The following is a 19,950-nucleotide window of genomic DNA, read 5'->3' as shown; positions in this document are numbered from 1 at the left end:
CTGATGAGAGTGTGACACTATTCTGAATATCCTGATCTCATTTCATTTAAGTTAATAATGATTTCGTAAAGCTGTTCGTGTTTAGGCGTCTGACAACATGATGATTATTCGAGGGGGAATTAAATGGCCTTAAGATAAATCATCGGGTGTACAGTTCCATTTCTTTTGTCATGGAGATGAAATTACAGAGATTTCATCGATTGCTGCGTCTTATCACAATCTTTACATTATCCTGAAAACCTCTTTCAGGGATTATCCCCATGACTTTCCGCTCTGACATTAACGGGCTGCGTGCCTATGCGGTTATGTTAGTCCTCCTCTATCACTTTGGTTTTAACCAAGTGAGTGGAGGGTTCCTCGGTGTTGATGTGTTCTTTGTTATTTCTGGTTATTTAATGACGGGAATTATTCTGTCGCGACTTAATTATCAGAAATTTTCACTGATGGCTTTCTATGCCGCGCGCTGCAGGCGAACTATCCCGCCATTAATGGTGTTGTGCGCAATATTAATGTTGATGGGTTATTTCCTGATGCCGCCAGACGAGTATCAACGCATGGCTGAGCATGCGGTCTCCAGCCTCAGCTTTATATCCAATGTGGTCTATTTCAAACAGGGCGGTTATTTTGATACCGGATCGGTATATAAATGGCTGCTGCACACCTGGTCATTAAGCGTTGAGTGGCAGTTTTATTTATTATTGCCTCTGGCGTTAATGTTCACCGCGCGTTTCCTGCGCAAACAGTTTGCCTGGACGATGGGAGTTGCCGCGCTGCTGTCGTTTGGATTAGTACTGGTGATGGTCGCCACTGATTATCATCTCACCGCGACTTATTATTTGTTGCCCACCCGCGCATGGGAAATGCTGGTTGGCGGATTAGTGTATCTGGCACCTAAAACCCGACTGAGCGGGCAGGGTTGGGTTCCGCCAGTTAGTATTTTGTCACTGATATTATGCGCGTTAATATTTGATGAGAACATCGCCTGGCCCGGTATTATGACGCTGATACCCGTCTTATTCACCGCGCTGATTCTTCACGCGGCAGTGCAGAACAGTCGGTGGTTAAATCATCGCGTCGTGCAGCACATCGGCAAAACGTCTTACTCGATCTATTTATGGCATTGGCCTTTGTGGGTGTTCTGGCATCTGGCGGACTGGCCCATCACGATCGTCAGCCAGATGTTGTTAATTCTGCTGTCTCTGGCCGCAGGTTGGATTTCTTACGTCTGGGTCGAGAATTCGCAAGGTTGGTTTAGCCGAAAAACCTATATCGCGCTTGGGCAGTCCTCGGTGGTGATGTTGTTCGGGGTGACGATTGTGGCAAAGGCGGGAATCCCTTCACGCGCGCCCGCTGTGGTGGCCTCGATTGAACACTATTCTCAGCAACGCTTTGCAATGGCCAAAAATTGCTTTGTGCTCAGCGGCATGACCTCACCACAGTGCGTTTTTGGCAGTGCCAGCAAGGTAAACCTGGTGGTGTTGGGTGATAGCCACGCCGCCGCCATGTTGTCTTCGATTGTGGCAAGCGCCCGGCCAAATGATGGTTTGGTATTTATAGCGCAATCAGGCTGCCCCTCAGTGCCGGATATTCAACGCAGCGCCAGCCCTGATTGCGGTGGCTTTGTGAAGGCGGCGATGGCCGACATCGAACGCAAATACCCCAACGCATCGGTATTGATCATCAATCGCATGTCGTTTTATCTGCACGGTGAGTATGGAAGCGGCAGCGGCACGCCATCTTATACCTTCAGGCAGGATGGCAGTTCCCTCGCCGCCTATCAGCAGCATTTTGGCGCGGCGGTGAAACAGCTCGCCAGCCATCATCGTGTATTCATCATGACGCCGGTGCCGGAATTCGGTTATGACGTGATTTATCGCATGTCACGCGATGCGATGCGCGGCAAAGTGCTGACCATTCAGCAATCTCGTGCCGAGTATCAATCACGTCATCAGGATGCATTGGCGATGCTCAACAAGATCGCGGCGCTTTCACCTAACGTCACCTTGCTGGATGCCGCACAGGGATTGTGTGATAGCCGTTTCTGCTATGGCGCGAGAGAAAATGTGCCGCTGTATCGAGACGACAACCACCTTTCGGAAGTGGGAAACAAAAGTCTTAGCGGAGTGTTTGCAGGGATGTGGGGGATGATTGAGGGGCGGTGATGGGTATCGCCCAACCGTCAGTTGCAGCAATTGAAGCGCGTGGTGAAGACCTAAAATTGCCACCTTAAAGCGTTATGTTGAGGCGCTGGGCGGGCAATTAACGATTGGCGTGAATATGCCTGGCGGCCAGCACGTGGATTTCGCGCTTTAAGCAGTTTTGTTTTTCTGAGCCAACCACACCGTTCTGCCACCGCAAGTGGCATCTTCGGTGATCTGATTAACCACGTTGAAACCGTTATCCGACAGCAGTTGGCGGAACTCCTCTTGAGCCAGACTGGCATGATAGAGCGGACGGTCAAGAAAAGTGCCCATCGCCTCACCATCATCGGGGCCGCTGGTGAACATTAAGCCAGCGCCGACCTTGGCATGTCGAGCAAAGCGCGGAAACATCGCGCGTTGGTGGTCGCGCGTCAGGTGGAAGAAGCTGTCCCATGCGATGATGCCGTTAAAAGTCTTCTCAAGTGCCAGCGTGCGCATATCGGCAATTTGCCATTGCGCCTGTGGGAACCTTTCCCGACAGCGGGCGATCATCGGCTCGGAAGCATCCACACCCGTGACCTTAAATTGCTTCTGCAAAAAGTACTCAGCAATTGGAATACCTGCGCCGCAGCCTACATCCAGGATCTCACCGCCAGCAGGAATCAGATCCAGAAAACGCGCCAACCAATGCTGCTCGATAAAATGCTTAGTCCGATGGTTATCCCAGACTTCTGCACCTTCCCGATACAGGTCAATGATATGTTCAGCTTCTTTCTCGTGATTCATGATTTGGCTTCATGTGAGGTGCAAGGGGAATCATAGTTGAAATTCATCATGCTGAAAGATCGGTACGATCACCTCGTGGCGTTGGATGGGAGATAACAAGAAATTCAACGGAAGTTGCACTGTCGTTTCTGGCCTGATGCTTTGCACCTGGGGCGATTTCCAGTCCCTGCTGAGCCTCGATGTCGTGTTTTTCACCTTCCAGTTCCATCGTCAGGACGCCCTGCAGAACGAAAAAGAATTGTCGGGAGATGGAGTGAAAGTGACGGGTTTCACGTGTGCCGGGAGGCATTTTCTCATGAATAATCAGCATGTCCTGACGATTGACCAAATACCAACCGTCGCAGTTATCACCCCAGACATAATGTTCAGCATTTTCTTTAGAAATCATCCTGCTTCCTTTTTATGGTTTATTTTCCAACTCATGCTTAACGGAGTTCAACATTCTGCGCCGAATCAAACCACTTCCTGCTCTGATCGCCAGCCAGTAAGCCGCCATCTTCAAATGAGTGGCTTTATCCGGACAGTGGATGAACGTTTCGGTAATGAGCTCGGATTGGCTGTGGTTGAGTAGATTAACTTGATAGCGCAGCAATAGCTTTGCAGCACCCGGCCGCGCGGATTGCTGATACTCTTCTGCGTCAGATATCTTTTCTAAACCAAAGTCGGCGCGCCAAAACTCGCCTCTTAACCCATAGCAAAGTTCTAAAGCAGAGGCGTGAAGAAGCGTGAAAGTTTGCAGACCGAATTGATCATCCTGGGTTTCAGGGGCCTTTCTTTGCAGTTTCTGCGGCAACTGTCGTATCGACATTAATGCCCGGATCACCGAATCCTGTTCAATATCAAATGCCTTGATAAGCGGCATGATCTTTTCAGGGCTGGTGGTTTGGATTACAGCGCTGTGTTTTTCGTGGAACTGGAAATCAGGCAGGTAGGGCGGAACGTCACTCCAATTAGACAGCATTTTCTTTGACACAAAACCCAGTGAAATCATCCTTAACCTCGTTTTGGGGTGTTAATGCAGAGCCCGTTGCATGCGGCATATGTTTATTAACATAATCAGGTTGTCTGCGAAATTAAAGGATGGAATGCTCACTCGAAGGGGAAGGGGGCTGTATAGCGGGTCATCCTATGGATGAAAATGCGTCCGGTGGCGCATTTTTTTGCGACTAAAGAACCAACCAGAGATATCCTGCACTGAACAAAAATTACCCACTGAACTTTCGGAGAAGAAAATCCATGAAAAGCACAACTGCAAAGTCCTATAAAAAAGCGAACGAGATGTTGAAAAGTGGTGAATTCAGGGAAGTTGTGCTGGATTTCAATATCAGTGCCGATGAGTTTTTTGAACTTGCGGATCGCTGGGCAGAACGAGGAGCCAAAATCAAAAAAGAGGATGGTTCGTTTGTTATCAAGTTAGCTAAATGATTGCCATCAAAGGCTAAAAATCGCGATGTACGCACCGCCGGAAGAGGCGGAATCCACGGGGAGCAGGTCATAAGGCCTCAATAACTACAGACAGGCGCTTCATCACGTGATGAGCTGCCCGGGATAGCTGCCTTGTAGAGTTAATGCATAAACCCAGAATCAGAGGACGCAGCGGCCTGTTCTTTAGAGGAATAAAATGTAGACGTCCCGCTCTGACATCTTCCATTACGTCGAGCCAGCACAGCACACTCACGCCGGCTCCTCCCGCAATGAGCGCTTTAATCAGGCGAATATCATTGCAGGAGATTGCTGACTCGGGCAGTTGACGCGCATGGGCGTAAATTGATCGAACACGTTCGTGAACGACCAGTGATTTGCCTGGAAGAATATGCTTTTCTTCATTCAGGTCAGACAGGGAAAGCGCCACATTATCCTTAAACCTGTGCTGAGGCGGCAGAACAATACCCATCTCGATCTCTGCAAAGGCGAACACTTCAAGTCCGACAACGCTTTCCGGGTCGAGTATCAGTCCAAAATCAATTTCGGAATCCCGCACCTGCTGTGTGACTACCGCACTGCTTTCAACATTTAGCTGGAGATCCAGCCAGCTATGCTCTTGAGCAATTGCAGAAATCTCTTCACAGAGTTGCCCCTCCGTCAAAGCCTGAACCAGCCCAATACTGACCTTGCCGCGCTTGAGCCCCTTAATCTCATCAAATCGTTGTTTTGTCACGTTAAAGTCACGTTGCCAGCGGAGTAGGTCGGTGTAGAGAAGTTCACCTGCCGTTGTCATACGCATGCCACCCGGCAGTCGCTCAAACAAAGGTATACCCAGATCTTCTTCCGCCTGGAGGATCTGTCGATTAATGGCTGACGCGGAAACGTGCAGCCTTTCCGCTGCTTTTCGAAGACTTCCATGGCGCGCAACCTCCATAAAGTAGGCTGCAAAGCGGGAAAACGGACTCATGGCGACCCTGTATAGTTTTATGCGACAGGTACGTGCATTTATGCTGATGGATTAGTACACCTTAAATTACCCATACTGTCATGGCAATGCACAGGCTAATCATCCAGGCGATGAGATCGCGCTTTCGCACAGTATTAATAAGAGGTGAATTTATGACACAGAAGAAGCTTCATTTAGCCTTGTTCCTATTCCCGGGATATCACCTCGGAGCCTGGAGATTGCCGGACGCCATTCCTGAAATAGATCTGGACATCGACCATCTGGTGCACGCTGCACAACTTGCAGAAGCTGCAAAACTGGATGCCATCTTTTTCGAAGACCAGGCCGCCGTGCGTCGTAGTAATGACATCCTGGCGGGTGACAAATACGGTGCGGCTAACCCCCGTTCAATCCACTTTGACCCTACGATGGTGCTACCGCTTCTCGCAGCCCATACCTCACGATTGGGTCTGGCTGCCACAGCCACGACGACATTTAACGAACCGTTCAACATTGCGCGTCGGTTCTCAACTCTCGATTTTATTAGCAAGGGGCGCGCGGGATGGAATTTAGTCACTTCGTTTAACGAAGATGAAGCGCAAAACTATGGCCTGGATGCCCATGTGGGTCACGCAGACCGCTATGGAAGGGCGGAAGAGTTCGTCGACGTTGTTAACGGCCTCTGGGAGTCATGGGATGAGGATGCTATCACGCGGGATAAGCAGAGCGGTGTTTACTTCGATGTTGATAAAATGCATTTTCTACAGCACCAGGGCACGCATTTTAAGGTTCGTGGTCCACTTCCGATGGGGCGCAGCCCACAAGGGCGACCTGTTATTTTTCAGGCCGGTGCATCAGAGCCCGGCCGGGCGCTGGCGGCACGGACGGCTGATGTGGTATTTACACTGCAATCCACCATCGAAGGCGGGCGCGCATTTCGTGATGACATTCGTCGGCGCGCTCAGGAATTCGGACGCTCACCCGATTCAATCAAAATCCTGGTGGGGCTTACTCCCATCATTGCCGAAACAGACCAGAAGGCCAGAGAACTGGCCGACCAAATGTTAGCCCTAATTCCAGATGACATTGCCCTAAGCAATCTGAAACCACTGGCGGGTGGGGTCGATTTTCGCCAGTTTGACCTTAATGAACTTGTACCAGAGCTGCCTGAATCAAACGCGGGAAAATCGCACCGGGACGCGATTATGGCTATTTCCCGTGATAAAAATCTCTCTGTCCTTGAAACTGCCCGCTACTTCGCGGAAGGCAGTTATCTTAAAGCCATCGGTTCCCCGGCCACGGTTGCCGATCAGATGCAAGCCTGGCTTGATGCCGATGCCTGTGATGGATTCCTTGCCGTGCCCACTCATTTCCCAACCGGAGTAGAGGCATTAACTGGACTTCTAGTGCCGGAACTGCAACGACGAGGCATCTTTCGTACCGAATATGAAGGAACCCATCTGCGGGACCACCTCGGGCTGACTAAATATTGATTGATAACAGAGGGTAAAATGATAACAGTGCTGACCTGCTCCCCACGTATTCACACTAAATGCTGTTAGCAATGTCCGCATAGCTAGGGCTGTTATGGATGTCTGCTCTGTGCCAAGAGCGGAAGTTGATCATGCGGCTTAAACGCAAACCATAAACGACAAACCTCTTGTGATTGCACCTAATGGCTGTATATTTAAACAGCACTTTAATCTATAAGGACATTTTAAATGAATGGCATTTTTGAAGGGATAAATTTAGAGATCTGCGCAAATCCTAACGCTGAGCAATTGATCCCGATTGAAGAAGGTCTCAACAATTTCAATGATTTAATGACGGGAATGAGTGATCGCCTGCCATTATCTGTATTATTAAAATCAAAGACTAACGGTGAAGTTCTAGGGGGAATGCAGGGGCGTTCTTCGTTGGGTCTACTTTTTATAGATCTCTTCTATCTACCACCGGAGTTTCGGAGTAAGGGGATTGGTACAGAAATCCTCTCACACTTCGAGGATGAAGGAAGAAGAAGGGGCTGTACTGCAGCATTCTTATACACAATTAACTTTCAGGCCCCTGAGTTCTACAAAAAGCACGGTTGGGAAGAATTTGGACGTATAGACTGCAAACCCGAAGGAACAAGCCGTATTTTTATGAAAAAGTCTTTATAAAAGATCTGCTTTTCGCTCATAGCAGCCCTCTAAGCCCTGCGCTTAGGGTCACTCTAGTACCACGTTTTTGATTAAGCGAATAAACCTTAGATCAGTTAAATTTCTTAGCCATTACCGTTTCTGTATTGCCTGCAGCAATAAACCAGTCAGACAAATTTGAACGGCAGCGCCCTTCATCCGGCTATTATTGCCTTCCGCCCAAAAACCAAAGGCCGCTTTCGCGGCCCTTAATCACCCATTAAACGCTGACTTATTTGGTCAACTCAGCAGAGATATACGCACCATTATTGAGGCGTGCACTTGTGATTTTGTATGAAGCACCCGCCTGATGTGCCTGAGCAGCAATCTGCGCTTCTGCAGCGTCCAGAGTTGAGGCTGAAGCGGTTACGTTCTGAGCAAAGCTACCGAATGAAACAACTGAAAGTGCGATAACTGCAACGAAAGTTTTGATGTTTTTCATGGTCTGTTCCTCAATGATTTATTTAGTTTTAAGGCTATCTTCCTCGATGGATTTATCATGCGCTCACGAAGCCGGGTTTAATAGCAAAGAGATTCATCGAAAACATTCAAAAAATATGAATGAAATTTAGAGGCGTTTTTGCCGTATTAATCCATAAAAAAACCCACCATTAAGGCGGGTGAGAGTGAACCACAATTTTAGTCATGCAGACGCGTAGTGACGGGATTGACCACACCCGTTAGGTATTAGCGCGTCTGAACCTGGACGACGCTCCCCTGGTGACTGCCATCGCTTTTGGCAATCACAAGGTAGCGACGTTCATCCGCGTGTCGGGCATCTACGATCTGCCGTATCGGGCCAACCGCGTTAACAATGGCCGCACCAGCAGGGTTAGTCATAAAGCGCGTCAAGGGTTCCAGTTCGCCGCTGCCGTCGGCTCGCGATGACAATGCCAGCAGGTAAGGTTGTTTGGGTTCTAAACCCGTCGCCGACGCCTGCAGAACCTGGGTTATCCCTTGTTCAAACAGTGAAACCGTTGTCATCGCCTGCGCATTTTCGGCAGCACCCACGCTTTTCAACTGGAGATGCACTGCCTGGCCGGCGATCCCCAGAGGCTGCAAGCCCTGCATGCCATCACCTTGCGGCACAGCACCTGGCACATAAGCAACCGCTTGCGGTGCCTGCCCAATAGGGATGGTAGCTACCACCTTATAAGTCGCCGTATCAATCGCTGCGAGCGCATCGGCATTCTCCAGACCAACGTAAATACGTTTCCCGTCACCAGATGGCCACAGCCCGTGCGGGAGATTTCCGACCGGGATAGAGGCCACCAGTGAGAAGTCATCAGTGCGGTAGACGTTGACTCGGTTCAGACCACCGACCGTGACCCATGCAAAACTGCCTTTCGCGTTTTCGACGATGTTGACGTGATTGGTGATGGGGCCGGTATCCAACGTTTCAATAATGTTGAAAGGCGGTCTTGCGTTAAAGACCTGGACTTTCCCCGTGTCCTTAAGGGTAAACCACACCTGTTTGCCATCGGGCGTTGCCGCAATGTTCGGGCAGAACGGGCTGGCCTGTTTCACCGATCCAACAATTTTGTGCGTCCTGACGTCAACCACCACGGTCTCCGGGTTAAACGAAGAGCAGACGTAACCGTACTGTCCGTCAGGGGAAAAGATCTGCATGCCTGGACCGCCAGGCACTTTAATACGCGTCTTCTCTTCACCGCTACTGGCATCAAGTACCGAAACGTAGTCCTCGCCACGGACCGTCACCCACACTTCTTTTCCATCTGGCGTAAAGAACGCCTCGTGCGGAGAACGTCCCACGTAGGTGATATGCCTGACGGTGTTCGTCGCAGTATCGATAAAGCTCACTGAGTTTGAGCCAATTGAGACTACAACCAGCGTTTTACGATCCGGTGAAAATCCCATGCCGTGTACCAACACCTGGCCTCTGTACAAAGGGCTGAGGTTTGCTGGCTGGGGATCGCCCAATCGGATAACGCCGAGCAGCTTATTACTGGCTGGATCGGTGACGGAGACGGTATTCGAGAACTGTTCCGCGGCATACACACGGTCATGGTGGCTGAGGGGAATCTCGGCGGCTGCAGCACCAAAGGGAGTCTGGCCTGCCATCGCGGGCAAAGCAGAGAGCGCGACAGCGACAGCAAGTCCGGTCCTTAATAACGTTTTCATTGCATCATCCTGTTCAGTGGGGTCTGTCAAAAGGAAAATCGGTGTGATTTATCAGGGCGTCATACCCTTTACTGGCGCAATCTGGTCGGGAGCCGCCTGCGCGGGAGGCAGCGGTTTATTCAGTGCCTGATACATGGCAGTGATCTCCTGCTGCTGAGTAACAATAATTTCCTGCGCGATACGGCGAAGCTGCGGATTGGAGCCGTAGCGAAGTTCGGCGATGGCCATGTCTATCGCGCCCTGATGGTGCGGGGCCATCATCGCCACGAAATCATCATCAATGTTGCCAGATGGCTTGACCTCCATGGCTGCCATCATCCTGTCCATCGCTGTTTGATTGTCCTGGATGAATGCGGATTCAGCAGTGCCAGACTGATGTGCGTGATCCTGTGCTTCAACATCCGCCATAAATAACAGCCCCAACAGGGAAGGAATTAACTGATAAAACTTCATACGCATGCGTGCCTTTATTCCAAAAAATGAAAAGGAAAATGCGGCGTGAGGGTAAAAACAAATTAAATAGCGCGACCACCTCATAATTAAATGAGGTGGCTGGCTCGGATGACCTAAGACTGAATAAATTCCAGCAGATCCTGATTAAGCTGATCCTGATGGGTTGCCGCCAGACCGTGAGACGCACCGGGATAAATTTTCAGCTCGGCATGCGGGATAATCTCAGCAGATAACAGCCCAGAGTGACCGATCGGGACAATCTGATCATCATCGCCATGAATGACCAATGCTGGCACGGCGATTTTTCTCAGGTCTTCGGTGTAATCCACTTCCGAGAACTCTCTGATACAGGCGTACTGACCGACAATTGAACCGGCCATGCCCTGATTCCAGAAGCTCAGGCGCAGGCCTTCGTTGATCTCTACCCCTTCGCGATTCATCCCGTAGAAAGGGATAGCGAGGTTGAGATAAAAGTCCGAACGGTTATCAAAGACACCTTTGCGGATGCCATCGAACACCGCCATATCGGTGCCTTCAGGCCACTCAGCCGATGAAATCATGATGGGCGGAACCGCGCCAACCAGCACCACTTTTGCTACGCGAGCTTCGCCATGGCGCCCGATGTAATGCGCCACTTCACCGCCACCGGTCGAGTGCCCAACCAGCACCGCATTTTTTACATCCAGCTCATTCAGCAGCACGGCGAGGTCGTCGGCGTAGGTGTCCATTTCATTGCCGTAAGATGGCTGGTCGGAGCGACCATGACCGCGACGGTCAAGCGCTATCACACGATACCCTTGCTGCAACAGGAAAAGCATCTGCCCATCCCAGGCATCTGAACTCAATGGCCAGCCGTGAGAGAAAATAACCGGTTGTGCATTTTTGTCACCCCAGTCTTTATAAAAAAGACGAGTGGTATCAGGTGTGGTAATAAAGCTCATTTTTTGTTTCTCCGTTGATGATGTGCAGGTTATTCCTGGCCTGACGTCATAACCGAATGAATAAATATCGTCTTCTACAACGACATTTATTCATCGTTCTGATATGCATGGCGCAAGGCTATCCACCGACAAAATAAATAATCATGTCGCCGTTTTTATAAATAATTAAGAGGGTCTGTCTGGTAATGAATTAAATCTGCGCTAAGCCACCGTCTACATATATTTCCGCAGCGTTAATAAAGCTCGCATCATCAGACGCCAGGAATGCCACGGTTTTACCGATCTCTTCCGGTTCTCCCAAACGACCTAGAGGTACGCCGGCGGCGAGTGCATCAAACAAACCCTGGCGGTGCTCTTCCGGCACAAGACCTCCCAGACCTGGGGTACGGATAGGACCCGGGCTAACCACATTGACGCGGATGCCACGTTCCTTCAGGTCAAGCGCCCAGGAGCGTGCCAGATTACGCACGGCGGCTTTGCTGGCGCTGTAGACGCTGAAGCTGGCGGTACCTTTCGCCGCAGCAGTCGAACCGGTAAGAATGACGGAGGCACCGTTGGTCAACAGCGGAAGCGCCTTCTGTACGGTGAACAGCACGCCACGTACGTTGGTGCCGAAAATACGGTCAAAATGCTCTTCAGTGATGGCGCCGAGCGGCATCATGTCACCGCCACCGGCATTCGCGAACAGCACATCAAGCTTCCCTGATTCACCCGCAATGGTGGAAAACACCGTATCGAGATCGGCCAGAACAGAGGCATCTGCGCGGATACCTGTCGCTGACGGCCCGATGAGGGCTACTGCCGCATCAAGTTCTTCCTGACGGCGGCCGGTGATGTAGACTTTCGCCCCCTGCTCCGCCAGCTCCTGCGCTGAGGCCAGACCAATACCTGAGCTGCCGCCCGTGACTAACGCGATTTTGCCTGAAAGTTTTTTACTCATGGTGAAACTCCTTAATCAAGTTATGAATTAGCTTTTGAAGTCATCGGGTTACAGTGAAGGTCAGACTGCTGAGTTCGGTTAGCACTGTAACGTCATTGATAAGTGCGAAAAAATGCACGAATCCAGAAAACACTTTCCACGTGGGTGGATAATCAAAAAATCGTTAAAGAGCTGCGTTACTTATTGAGAAATACCCGAGCGCTCGACAACTTGCCCTCACTGACCGTAAAGACATCTTCTCCCCGCACCAGATACGGATTGTCTTTTGGACCATAACCCCAGGTCACACGGGCAATGCCGTGATTCCACTCGACAGCTGCCGGGGTAAAGATAAAGCCCGGATGCTGTGACTGAACTCTGCTGATGGCGGCATTCACGCGGTCCGCCCCTGCGTTCAGTCCGTCATAATCGGCAACGAAAAAATCTGATGAGTAAACAGCCGCAAACGCTTTCTCTCGTTCAACAGCATCGGTGTTATTCCAGATAGCAAAGTGGCGATCGATGAGCTGCTGCAAGCCTGCGGGTGCTATCTGAGCCGTCGTGATGTTCATGGTTGTGTTCTCCGCTAATACGTTATGTGACCCGGCCAGCAATGCCGCCAGCAGCAGGGATTGGGTGAATACCTTTTTCATGTTTGTGTCCTCTGTCAGTTTGCTGCTTTCGCTTTGCCTACCAGCTCAATCTGCGAGCCCCATGGCGTCAGGAAATAAAACCACTGAGTGCCGTCGGCGTTGGTTACCGGCTCATTCAGGGTTTTCAGTCCGGCTTTTTGAATCGCCTTAAAACTGGCGGGCACATCATGCGTTCTCAGTGCGATATGCGTTGCCGCGTCATCATCTTGGTGAGGACGTGAATGGCCGATTTGCGCACCGCTGTACTGGAACAGTTCGACCCCGGTGCCATCAGGCAGACGCATCATGACAAAACGCTTGAGGTCACTGGACTGATGCCAGTTAAACGCGGCTTTCCACGCATCCGGGATAGCGCCGGGGGTAATGTCTGATTCAATCTTGGCGCCAAAAGTGGTCTGGAAAAACGCGATGGCCTTAGCCAGGTCAGGGATGTTGATACCGGCGTGGTCAACGCCTGAGATGGTGACCAGCGGTGCAGCGTCAGCGCTGAAAGCCGGAGCAGAGAGGCTGGCAGCGCCTAGCAGCAGAGAAGAAGCAAACAGCGTTGAAGCGATACGTTGAGTTTTCATGTCTTATATTCCTGTGATAAGTGAATCAGCTCATTGACGACAGCGGTTGTTGTCGCGATGGAATAAGCATATCGACGTGCGACGACTTTCAAAATAGAATGATTTGAAACTCATCATTGCAGATTTGAAATGAACAGATTCCCCGATTTCGAAGGACTCGCGATGTTTGCGAAAGTGGCAGAGGAAGGTTCTTTTGCGGCAGCAGCCAGAGTGATGGGCGTTTCCGTGCCCACCGTGTCGCGTGCAGTTGCTCGTCTGGAAGAGCGGCTGGGCGGCCGGCTGTTTAACCGGACGTCTCGCCAACTGGCGTTAACGGAGTTTGGTCAAAGCATGGCGGCGAAGGCGTCAGAGATGTATCGCCAGGCAGAAGAAGTGGAAAGCGAAGCCCATGAACTGTCGGTTCAGCCGCGAGGACAGGTGCGCTTAGCGGTGCCCATGTCGTTTGGCTTACGCTGGGTAGCCCCTTTGATGCCAGAACTTATCCGCCAGTTCCCGGAGCTGAGTGTCGATCTGCATCTGTCCGATGCATCGGTCGATCTGATCGCCGAAGGCTTTGATGCCGCGTTACGTATTGCCGCATTGCCGGACTCTTCGCTCGTAGCGCGCAGGCTCTGTGCCGTGACGCAATTTCTGGTGGCCTCACCGGCGTATCTCGCTGAGCAGGGTGTGCCGCAGCATCCACGTGAACTCTCTTCCCGGCAGTGCTTCAGTTATGCCTATCGTGCCAAAAGCCAGGTATGGCGCTTCACGCATGAATCCGGCGCGCAGGAAGATATTGTTCCGAGCGGACCGCTGCGTGTGACCAACTCTGATGCACTGCTGCCACCTCTGCTGGCGGGCCTCGGGATTGCGGAACTGCCAGAATTTATGGCCGCGGAGTATCTGAAAGATGGCCGTCTGATACATCTGCTGGATGAGTGGTCAATGACACAAGGCGGGCTCTATTTTGTTACCCCCACTTCGCGCAGTCGGCCGTTGAAGGTTAAGGTGCTGTCAGACTTCTTTGCCAGACATCTCAGTGAACCTGAATGGCGCTGGCCTAAATAACCCTCTTCATCTTTTCATTTATGAAATGATGGCTTTCATTCTTTGCTGTTTTGATTGCTCCTGAGTTTTATTATTGTTGCTCCACACCGCCGGCAGTCGTCCGGCACTGAAAACAGGAGCACTCTTATCATGAAAACTGCCGTTCAATTACTCCAGAACTACCTGGACAGTATCCAGGATCCTAAAGCCGCCGCGGCGCTTTTTGCCGCAGATGGCGTGCTGGAACTGCCCTATCTGCAAACGCTTGACCTGCCGCACAGAGTGCAGGGGCCGGCTGAAATCGAACGCTTCATCGCCGGATTGCTGGTGAAAATCCCGGATTTCCGCTTCCGCAATATCCAGTTCTTTATCGATACCCCAACACAGGCCTTTGGCGAATACAGCGTGGAAGCCGAACTGGCGGGCACCGATCGCGTATATAAGCAGACTTATGCCGGAAGATTGGTGGCTGAAGAGGGAAAAATCAAACTGCTGCGGGAGTCGCTGGATACCCTCGCCGCATGGCGTGCATTCAGTGGCGAGCAGTCCGCCTGAAGCGGTTTTTACATTCGATAAAATAACTGGAGATAAAAAATGAGTATCAATACAGCTGACACACGCATTTCTTCTGCGGGCGATCATGACAAAACCCAACCAACCGAAATCATTGTCAGCGCTTACTATCGCGTACATCCAGATGACCGCCAAACCTTCATTGATGTTGTCAGACCGGAAATGCAGGCTGCGCAACAGCTGCCCGGCTGTGTGTTTTATGCATTTTCTCAAGACCTCATGAATCCAGATGCTTTTCATCTGTCAGAGGGCTGGGCGGACATTGAAGCCTATGAGCGACACGAACATTCAGAGACATTCCTGAAAGCGCTGGCGACCGTGGTGAAACATGTCCGCATCCTTAATCGTGAGGGTATTCGTTACGACGTGGCGAAACAGCATATTGATGACCCGCGAGGCAAGGTGTCGGCCTGATTGCCAGAATTGAGTTTGCCGGTGAGACATTGCTTAGCATCAATCGGAACAAGTGCGAATGTCTGCTGTTCGCTCAGGCTGTGTGAAAACTCCTGATCACCTTTTGGTCTAAGCGACGGTTTCATATGATTAACCATTCTTGATAAACCCATGCGATGGACTGACTTTTTCATTAAAATTAAAAACATACATATGAATAATCCGGATACCTACATGGCCAATCACATTCAAGGACAAGGCAGGCTTCAGGTGACATTGCTCCCTGATGCACTGGATGATTTTGTTACTGAAGATAACCCCGTCAGAGTGGTTGATATCTTTGTTGATGGACTAAAGCTCGATTCTCTTGGTTTCAGAAGAGTTGATGCAAAGCGAACCGGACGGCCCGGATATCACCCTGCCACCCTACTGAAGTTGTACATTTACGGATATCTCAACCGAATTCAGTCCTCCCGTAGACTGGAAAAAGAGGCCCATCGGAACGTTGAACTGATGTGGTTACTTGAACGATTAACGCCTGATTTCAAAACCATTGCAGACTTCAGAAAAGATAACGGTGAAGGTATCAGGAATGCCTGTCGGGCCTTTATTGGCCTGTGTCGGCAAATGCAAATGTTCACTGATGTCGTTGTAGCCATCGACGGTAGCAAATTTAAAGCAGTTAACAGCAAACCCAATAACTTCACATCCCAGAAAGCCAAAGACCATATTGAGCGCGTTGAGCAAAGTATTACTTATTATTTAAATAAGCTGGATGAAGCCGACAAGAATGCTGAGCCCGATGCAAACGCAAAGTTAACAGCCACTAAACTGGCCTGGCTAAAAAAGCGTTTACGTGAGCTTCAGGAGATCCAACAAGCCGTCGCACAACAGCCAGATAAACAACTCTCTTTAACCGACCCTGACTCCCGGTTGATGAAAACAAATAATATGAATCGGCAAGTTTGCTACAACGTTCAGACAGCTGTGGATACGAAGAACCATTTGATTGTTGCGCATGAAGTCACCAACACAACAGATAACGGGCAACTTGGTTTAGTAGCAACACTGGCTCAGAAAGCTGTTGGCCGGAAGGACATAACAGCACTTGCCGACAAAGGGTATTACAGTCGCAGCGATATTAAAACGGTTCTGGATAGCGGAGCCGTGGCGTTAGTGCCAAAAGGAGATACCTCTGGCGCTGAACGTAAGGGGCTCTATAATCGCTCAATGTTCAGATATTGCAGGGAAAAAGATGTTTATGTATGCCCAATGGGCAATGAGCTTCAGAATCGATTTACCTCAATAGAGGACGGACTGGAGCAACAGTTGTACTTTAACAATATTGCCTGTCGCGATTGCAGTCAGCGCTCCAGGTGCACTACATCGAAACGCGAACCAAGGCGTATACGGCGTTGGGTTCATGAAGCTGAAATGGAAGAAATGCATGCGAGGCTTGAGTCATTTCCTCAGGCGGTAGTCATGCGAAAGCAAACGGTAGAACATCCGTTTGGGACAATTAAAATGTGGATGGGTGCAACGCACTTTCTGATGCGGAATTTTAAAAATGTCAGTACGGAAATGAGTCTACATATATTGGCTTATAACCTGAAAAGGATGATATCGATATGGGGTACTACAGGATTGATATTTCATCTTAAGGAACAATACGGCTAACGGTTCCGTCCGTTTTATCCTCCAGTAACAAATATCAGGCTCTTTCCCGCAATAAATACTTCTGACACACCCGAATAAAATCACAGATTACCTCGTCAACTTAAACAGCTTTCTCAAAACACAGATGAGAAATATTGTTAGGCTACTTAAAGCTATAAGTTTTCACACAGCCTGCGCTCAAAGCGGCCCCCCAGCCATCGGTATCCATCACTCAAAAATCCCGCCCCCAACATCAACAATCACCCTCACTCAATAAACTGGCTAAAACGCAAAAGATAGCCATCCGGATCCTGCACGAGGAACTCTCTCTGGCAAGCTGTGGTTTCTCCAATCTGATAAGTGTTTTCACGCAAATCCCGATACAGCGGCACGCCATGTTTCCTCACCCGCGCCAGCACACACGCAATATCATCCACCTCAATCTGGAAATTCACGCCGCGCCCGAGTGGTTTGACAAGTTCTGAGGTATTCCAGCCTTCGGCGTGATACTGCTCAAGCATCAACTGTGCTTCGCCGAGGTTGATGTAAGCAAATTCGGGATCGCTTCGTCTGACCATAACCTGAAACCCCAATACTTCAGTATAAAAATGCAGTGAGGCAGTGAAGTCCGTTACGGTCAGTTCGGGCACCATTCGGTTCCAGTAGGGTTCATGCTTAACGGTCATTGCTTATGTCCTTTTAAATAGCACCACCCAAATCTGATGGTGCTTAACCGGCTCGCTAATATCGCAATAGATGATGTGCGAGTGACGATGAGCGTAGCGCTAACTCGCTCAAATATCTCTTCAACCCCATATCCCTAACGCTCTGCCACCCAAAATAGCAGCTGAATAGATCGCTATCGCCACGATACTGATACAAGTCCCACATGAAATCGCCCGCGCTGAATTTCCTGTGCCCTGATAATGCGTCTCCAGCACGATAATATTGGCTGCGGGGGGAAGCAGACAGAGGAGATATAGCGTTGCCGGATTGTGCGTAATAAGTGGCGCGTTGAACTGATTGGCTATCATCAACAGCAAAGAAACCAGCACAGCGAAAACCACTGAGCGCGTGAAAAACGGGCGCAATTCCAGTCGAAAATCACGCATCAATATTGTTGTCTTTGAAAGCCAGATGCCCAATACGGCCATGCCAAGAAAACTCATCATGAATTTAGCAATTTGATACAGGCTATCGAAGTATTGAGCCACCTGATCACTCAGTGGAATCAATGCCGCGCCGATCATCAGTGCGATGACGGGCGGGGTGCGCATCAACGTGATTGGATTAAATTTCTTGCCGGAGAGCATGCCTGCGCCCAGCGAGTTTCCGACAATTGAGCTGCCGACATAGGCGGCAATAATAATGGTCGCAGCATCATTGCCGAATAACACGCTGGCCACGGGGAGACCCAGCCAGCCGATATTGAGATAGCTGAAACAGAGGTTTTTTATTGGGTCAGCAAAAACATAGCGGCCTGCCAGCAATAGCAACATCATGCATATCGCGGTGGCGATAATAATGGTGCTCATGCTGTGAAAGCGGGTTGATATATTAAAGATGATCACGATGGGAATAGCGATGCGCGTCAATATCCATGACGCAGCCGTTTTGCAATCCCAGTCGGTTTTACCCAGCAACCATCCGGCAAACAGATAGATAAGCGGAAAGAAAATCGTCACGAAACGTCCCTGATTAGCGCGTCGACCACTCCCTGAAGTAGGGAGTGGTTAAAAATACACGCTAACAGAGGTCGTTCAGTAAGTGCAACGATGCAACGTGAGCTTATGCGGTGGTATTGATGTTGCGGCCAACAGCGGGATTCGCTGGCAGTTGCGGAATGGAATCAAGAATTCCTGCTGCCATTGACTGCTGATTATCGAGGGTCTTTTTCAGTACCAGGGTGCTCACTTTACTGCTGAGGTCCATATTATCCAGACCGATAGCCAGTGAAGTAATCTGTGATACATCCATCTTGCTCTCCTTTAAAACGACTAATGGGGGGCGGAAACGGCTTTGAGAAAGCCTGATACGTCTATCGGCATTTGCAGGCAAAGCTTCAATGCGATCAGCGGACATGCCCGATGTTAACCTGCTTAATCAGCTCATTCTCTGGCAGGGCGATTATTTCGCCTGCGGCTGCCAGGTGCCCACATCCTGCGCATCAATCGCTTTCGGCAGCAGCTTCGCCTGATAAAACGCATCTGCAATCTTCTGCTGCTCAGCCAGATCGCTCTTGTTCACTGGCTCGATCTGATAGCTGCGTTGCTGGTTCGCTTGTTCCACCGTGGCCAATGGCAAATTACCCCACAGCGGAGAGAGAATCTTTGCTGCATCCGTTGGATGTGCTTTCAACCATTGTGCTTCCTGATCCAGTGTCTTATACACAATCCCCAACACCTCAGGATGCTTCTGCGCATAAGGCGTCGATACCAGATAGTAGCGCTGATAACTGGCGAGACCTTTGCCGCTCACCAGCACGCGCGTGTGCTGCTCCACTTTCGAACTGGTGACAAAGGGTTCCCATGTTACCCATGCATCAACGCTGCCGTGTTCCAGCGCGGCACGCCCATCGGCAGGTGTCAGCCACGCGGGCGTGACATCGCTGAATTTCAGTCCCGCCTTCTGTAACGCGGCGATCAGCAGATAATGGCTGCCTGCCGCTTTGGTAACGGCAATCTTTTTTCCCTTTAAATCCTGCAGAGATTTGATGCTAGAGTTGGCGGGCACCAGAATGGCCTGAGCTTCTGGAGAGGGCGTTTCGCGCGCGTAATACGTGAGGTCGGCGCCAGCCGCTTGCGCGAACACCGGAACGGTATCGGCCACGTCAGCAGAAAGGTCAACGTTGTTCAGATTCAGCGCTTCCAGCAGTGGCAAACCGCTGGTGAACTCGTGCCATGTCACTTTAATGCCACGGTCGGCGAGCGCCTTATCCAAATCGCCGCGCTGCTTTATCAGCGTCAGCAAGGTGGAGGATTTCTGATAGCCAATGCGAAGTGTCTCTTCGGCGTTGGCGCTGGCAAGCAGTGAGGAGAAAAGCAGTGAAGCGAGTATTGTCTTTGTGATGTTGCGCATGTGAGTCCCTGAAGGTGTTATCAATTTTCAAAATGATAAAGCCGCTCACGAGGCAATCAAAACCGCAAGTTC

23 protein-coding genes and 1 pseudogene are annotated in these 19,950 nt (G+C 50.3%); 9 read left to right on the top strand and 15 right to left on the bottom strand.

What is annotated here, in order from left to right; all coding sequences use genetic code 11:
• Positions 1–260 precede the first annotated feature (260 nt).
• Positions 261–2,162: an SGNH hydrolase domain-containing protein gene (locus ACXI0A_RS23435; RefSeq protein WP_476146778.1), complete on the top strand. Its 1,902-nt coding sequence runs from the start codon at positions 261–263 to the stop codon at positions 2,160–2,162.
• Positions 2,162–2,313, top strand: a pseudogene (locus ACXI0A_RS23430) (helix-turn-helix domain-containing protein); the annotation flags it as partial. The gene ACXI0A_RS23435 and the pseudogene ACXI0A_RS23430, both read left to right, overlap by 1 nt.
• On the opposite strand, the gene ACXI0A_RS23425 reads toward ACXI0A_RS23430, so the two are convergent.
• Genes ACXI0A_RS23425 through ACXI0A_RS23415 form a run of 3 tightly spaced genes read right to left on the bottom strand, consistent with a single transcriptional unit; the run spans position 2,310 to position 3,918 of the window.
• Complete coding sequence (locus ACXI0A_RS23425; protein WP_476146780.1) at positions 2,310–2,927, bottom strand: methyltransferase domain-containing protein; 618 nt, start codon at positions 2,925–2,927, stop codon at positions 2,310–2,312. The pseudogene ACXI0A_RS23430 and the gene ACXI0A_RS23425 sit on opposite strands and share 4 nt — an antisense overlap.
• A gap of 46 nt (positions 2,928–2,973) precedes the next feature.
• A complete protein-coding gene (locus tag ACXI0A_RS23420; protein WP_476146782.1) occupies positions 2,974–3,315 on the bottom strand; it encodes a cupin domain-containing protein in 342 nt (113 codons plus the stop codon).
• A 12-nt stretch (positions 3,316–3,327) separates the two neighbouring features.
• Positions 3,328–3,918 (bottom strand): hypothetical protein, encoded by a 591-nt coding sequence (locus ACXI0A_RS23415; RefSeq protein WP_476146784.1) that lies wholly within the window; start codon positions 3,916–3,918, stop codon positions 3,328–3,330.
• A gap of 245 nt (positions 3,919–4,163) precedes the next feature.
• Between ACXI0A_RS23415 and ACXI0A_RS23410 the strand changes: the two genes are divergently transcribed.
• Complete coding sequence (locus ACXI0A_RS23410) at positions 4,164–4,352, top strand: hypothetical protein (protein ID WP_224932631.1); 189 nt, start codon at positions 4,164–4,166, stop codon at positions 4,350–4,352.
• Positions 4,353–4,419: 67 nt separating this feature from the next.
• Here the strand turns inward: ACXI0A_RS23410 and ACXI0A_RS23405 are convergent, their stop codons facing one another.
• Entirely contained in the window at positions 4,420–5,319 is a 900-nt protein-coding gene (locus ACXI0A_RS23405) for a LysR substrate-binding domain-containing protein (RefSeq protein ID WP_476146786.1), read from the bottom strand.
• Between the two features lie 152 nt (positions 5,320–5,471).
• Here ACXI0A_RS23405 and ACXI0A_RS23400 point away from each other — a divergent pair, with 152 nt between their 5' ends.
• Both ACXI0A_RS23400 and ACXI0A_RS23395 read left to right on the top strand, forming a co-directional pair.
• Entirely contained in the window at positions 5,472–6,791 is a 1,320-nt protein-coding gene (locus tag ACXI0A_RS23400; RefSeq protein WP_166932654.1) for an LLM class flavin-dependent oxidoreductase, read from the top strand.
• A 228-nt stretch (positions 6,792–7,019) separates the two neighbouring features.
• Complete coding sequence (locus ACXI0A_RS23395) at positions 7,020–7,457, top strand: GNAT family N-acetyltransferase (RefSeq protein ID WP_476146788.1); 438 nt, start codon at positions 7,020–7,022, stop codon at positions 7,455–7,457.
• A gap of 250 nt (positions 7,458–7,707) precedes the next feature.
• Here ACXI0A_RS23395 and ACXI0A_RS23390 read toward each other — a convergent pair whose 3' ends face one another.
• From ACXI0A_RS23390 to ACXI0A_RS23360, 7 genes are all read right to left on the bottom strand, one after another.
• A complete protein-coding gene (locus ACXI0A_RS23390) occupies positions 7,708–7,917 on the bottom strand; it encodes a YdgH/BhsA/McbA-like domain containing protein (RefSeq protein ID WP_476146789.1) in 210 nt (69 codons plus the stop codon).
• Between the two features lie 245 nt (positions 7,918–8,162).
• Entirely contained in the window at positions 8,163–9,617 is a 1,455-nt protein-coding gene (locus tag ACXI0A_RS23385; RefSeq protein WP_476146791.1) for a YncE family protein, read from the bottom strand.
• A gap of 51 nt (positions 9,618–9,668) precedes the next feature.
• On the bottom strand, positions 9,669–10,076 hold the full coding sequence (locus ACXI0A_RS23380; RefSeq protein WP_476146793.1) for a DUF305 domain-containing protein: 408 nt from the start codon (positions 10,074–10,076) through the stop codon (positions 9,669–9,671).
• A 107-nt stretch (positions 10,077–10,183) separates the two neighbouring features.
• A complete protein-coding gene (locus ACXI0A_RS23375; protein ID WP_476146795.1) occupies positions 10,184–11,011 on the bottom strand; it encodes an alpha/beta fold hydrolase in 828 nt (275 codons plus the stop codon).
• Between the two features lie 190 nt (positions 11,012–11,201).
• Positions 11,202–11,951 (bottom strand): SDR family oxidoreductase, encoded by a 750-nt coding sequence (locus ACXI0A_RS23370; RefSeq protein WP_476146797.1) that lies wholly within the window; start codon positions 11,949–11,951, stop codon positions 11,202–11,204.
• A 176-nt stretch (positions 11,952–12,127) separates the two neighbouring features.
• The gene (locus ACXI0A_RS23365) at positions 12,128–12,583 is read right to left on the bottom strand and encodes a nuclear transport factor 2-like protein (protein WP_436360018.1); all 456 of its coding nucleotides are present in this window, start codon (positions 12,581–12,583) and stop codon (positions 12,128–12,130) included.
• 14 nt (positions 12,584–12,597) lie between these two features.
• Positions 12,598–13,152 carry a VOC family protein gene (locus tag ACXI0A_RS23360; protein ID WP_476146799.1) on the bottom strand — a complete coding sequence of 185 codons (555 nt, stop codon included), beginning with the start codon at positions 13,150–13,152 and terminating at the stop codon, positions 12,598–12,600.
• A 129-nt stretch (positions 13,153–13,281) separates the two neighbouring features.
• On the opposite strand from ACXI0A_RS23360, the gene ACXI0A_RS23355 reads away from it, so the two are divergent.
• From ACXI0A_RS23355 to ACXI0A_RS23340, 4 genes are all read left to right on the top strand, one after another.
• On the top strand, positions 13,282–14,199 hold the full coding sequence (locus tag ACXI0A_RS23355) for a LysR substrate-binding domain-containing protein (protein ID WP_476146800.1): 918 nt from the start codon (positions 13,282–13,284) through the stop codon (positions 14,197–14,199).
• 129 nt (positions 14,200–14,328) lie between these two features.
• Positions 14,329–14,733, top strand: a complete 405-nt coding sequence (locus ACXI0A_RS23350) for a nuclear transport factor 2 family protein (RefSeq protein WP_476146801.1) — start codon at positions 14,329–14,331, stop codon at positions 14,731–14,733.
• A 39-nt stretch (positions 14,734–14,772) separates the two neighbouring features.
• Complete coding sequence (locus ACXI0A_RS23345) at positions 14,773–15,165, top strand: antibiotic biosynthesis monooxygenase (protein WP_476146802.1); 393 nt, start codon at positions 14,773–14,775, stop codon at positions 15,163–15,165.
• A gap of 213 nt (positions 15,166–15,378) precedes the next feature.
• Positions 15,379–16,821 carry an IS1182 family transposase gene (locus ACXI0A_RS23340; RefSeq protein WP_476146804.1) on the top strand — a complete coding sequence of 481 codons (1,443 nt, stop codon included), beginning with the start codon at positions 15,379–15,381 and terminating at the stop codon, positions 16,819–16,821.
• Between the two features lie 245 nt (positions 16,822–17,066).
• Here ACXI0A_RS23340 and ACXI0A_RS23335 read toward each other — a convergent pair whose 3' ends face one another.
• From ACXI0A_RS23335 to ACXI0A_RS23320, 4 genes are all read right to left on the bottom strand, one after another.
• On the bottom strand, positions 17,067–17,453 hold the full coding sequence (locus ACXI0A_RS23335; RefSeq protein WP_476146806.1) for a VOC family protein: 387 nt from the start codon (positions 17,451–17,453) through the stop codon (positions 17,067–17,069).
• 153 nt (positions 17,454–17,606) lie between these two features.
• On the bottom strand, positions 17,607–18,485 hold the full coding sequence (locus ACXI0A_RS23330; RefSeq protein ID WP_476146807.1) for an AEC family transporter: 879 nt from the start codon (positions 18,483–18,485) through the stop codon (positions 17,607–17,609).
• A 103-nt stretch (positions 18,486–18,588) separates the two neighbouring features.
• Positions 18,589–18,777, bottom strand: a complete 189-nt coding sequence (locus tag ACXI0A_RS23325; protein WP_097118832.1) for a YjfB family protein — start codon at positions 18,775–18,777, stop codon at positions 18,589–18,591.
• 150 nt (positions 18,778–18,927) lie between these two features.
• On the bottom strand, positions 18,928–19,878 hold the full coding sequence (locus ACXI0A_RS23320; protein ID WP_200574735.1) for an aliphatic sulfonate ABC transporter substrate-binding protein: 951 nt from the start codon (positions 19,876–19,878) through the stop codon (positions 18,928–18,930).
• Positions 19,879–19,950: the final 72 nt, after the last annotated feature.

It is taken from the genome of Pantoea sp. C1E2, from assembly GCF_056491465.1.
The sequence above is the reverse complement of the archived record's forward strand: the minus strand, read 5'-3'. Positions and strand labels throughout refer to the sequence as shown.

Bases quoted from the DNA above. Each gene is read 5' to 3' on its own strand.
- ACXI0A_RS23435 (WP_476146778.1), top strand. From the start codon at position 261: ATGACTTTCCGCTCTGACATTAACGGGCTGCGTGCCTATGCGGTTATG.
- ACXI0A_RS23425 (WP_476146780.1), bottom strand. From the start codon at position 2,927: ATGAATCACGAGAAAGAAGCTGAACATATCATTGACCTGTATCGGGAA.
- ACXI0A_RS23420 (WP_476146782.1), bottom strand. From the start codon at position 3,315: ATGATTTCTAAAGAAAATGCTGAACATTATGTCTGGGGTGATAACTGC.
- ACXI0A_RS23415 (WP_476146784.1), bottom strand. From the start codon at position 3,918: ATGATTTCACTGGGTTTTGTGTCAAAGAAAATGCTGTCTAATTGGAGT.
- ACXI0A_RS23410 (WP_224932631.1), top strand. From the start codon at position 4,164: ATGAAAAGCACAACTGCAAAGTCCTATAAAAAAGCGAACGAGATGTTG.
- ACXI0A_RS23405 (WP_476146786.1), bottom strand. From the start codon at position 5,319: ATGAGTCCGTTTTCCCGCTTTGCAGCCTACTTTATGGAGGTTGCGCGC.
- ACXI0A_RS23400 (WP_166932654.1), top strand. From the start codon at position 5,472: ATGACACAGAAGAAGCTTCATTTAGCCTTGTTCCTATTCCCGGGATAT.
- ACXI0A_RS23395 (WP_476146788.1), top strand. From the start codon at position 7,020: ATGAATGGCATTTTTGAAGGGATAAATTTAGAGATCTGCGCAAATCCT.
- ACXI0A_RS23390 (WP_476146789.1), bottom strand. From the start codon at position 7,917: ATGAAAAACATCAAAACTTTCGTTGCAGTTATCGCACTTTCAGTTGTT.
- ACXI0A_RS23385 (WP_476146791.1), bottom strand. From the start codon at position 9,617: ATGAAAACGTTATTAAGGACCGGACTTGCTGTCGCTGTCGCGCTCTCT.
- ACXI0A_RS23380 (WP_476146793.1), bottom strand. From the start codon at position 10,076: ATGCGTATGAAGTTTTATCAGTTAATTCCTTCCCTGTTGGGGCTGTTA.
- ACXI0A_RS23375 (WP_476146795.1), bottom strand. From the start codon at position 11,011: ATGAGCTTTATTACCACACCTGATACCACTCGTCTTTTTTATAAAGAC.
- ACXI0A_RS23370 (WP_476146797.1), bottom strand. From the start codon at position 11,951: ATGAGTAAAAAACTTTCAGGCAAAATCGCGTTAGTCACGGGCGGCAGC.
- ACXI0A_RS23365 (WP_436360018.1), bottom strand. From the start codon at position 12,583: ATGAAAAAGGTATTCACCCAATCCCTGCTGCTGGCGGCATTGCTGGCC.
- ACXI0A_RS23360 (WP_476146799.1), bottom strand. From the start codon at position 13,152: ATGAAAACTCAACGTATCGCTTCAACGCTGTTTGCTTCTTCTCTGCTG.
- ACXI0A_RS23355 (WP_476146800.1), top strand. From the start codon at position 13,282: ATGAACAGATTCCCCGATTTCGAAGGACTCGCGATGTTTGCGAAAGTG.
- ACXI0A_RS23350 (WP_476146801.1), top strand. From the start codon at position 14,329: ATGAAAACTGCCGTTCAATTACTCCAGAACTACCTGGACAGTATCCAG.
- ACXI0A_RS23345 (WP_476146802.1), top strand. From the start codon at position 14,773: ATGAGTATCAATACAGCTGACACACGCATTTCTTCTGCGGGCGATCAT.
- ACXI0A_RS23340 (WP_476146804.1), top strand. From the start codon at position 15,379: ATGGCCAATCACATTCAAGGACAAGGCAGGCTTCAGGTGACATTGCTC.
- ACXI0A_RS23335 (WP_476146806.1), bottom strand. From the start codon at position 17,453: ATGGTGCCCGAACTGACCGTAACGGACTTCACTGCCTCACTGCATTTT.
- ACXI0A_RS23325 (WP_097118832.1), bottom strand. From the start codon at position 18,777: ATGGATGTATCACAGATTACTTCACTGGCTATCGGTCTGGATAATATG.
- ACXI0A_RS23320 (WP_200574735.1), bottom strand. From the start codon at position 19,878: ATGCGCAACATCACAAAGACAATACTCGCTTCACTGCTTTTCTCCTCA.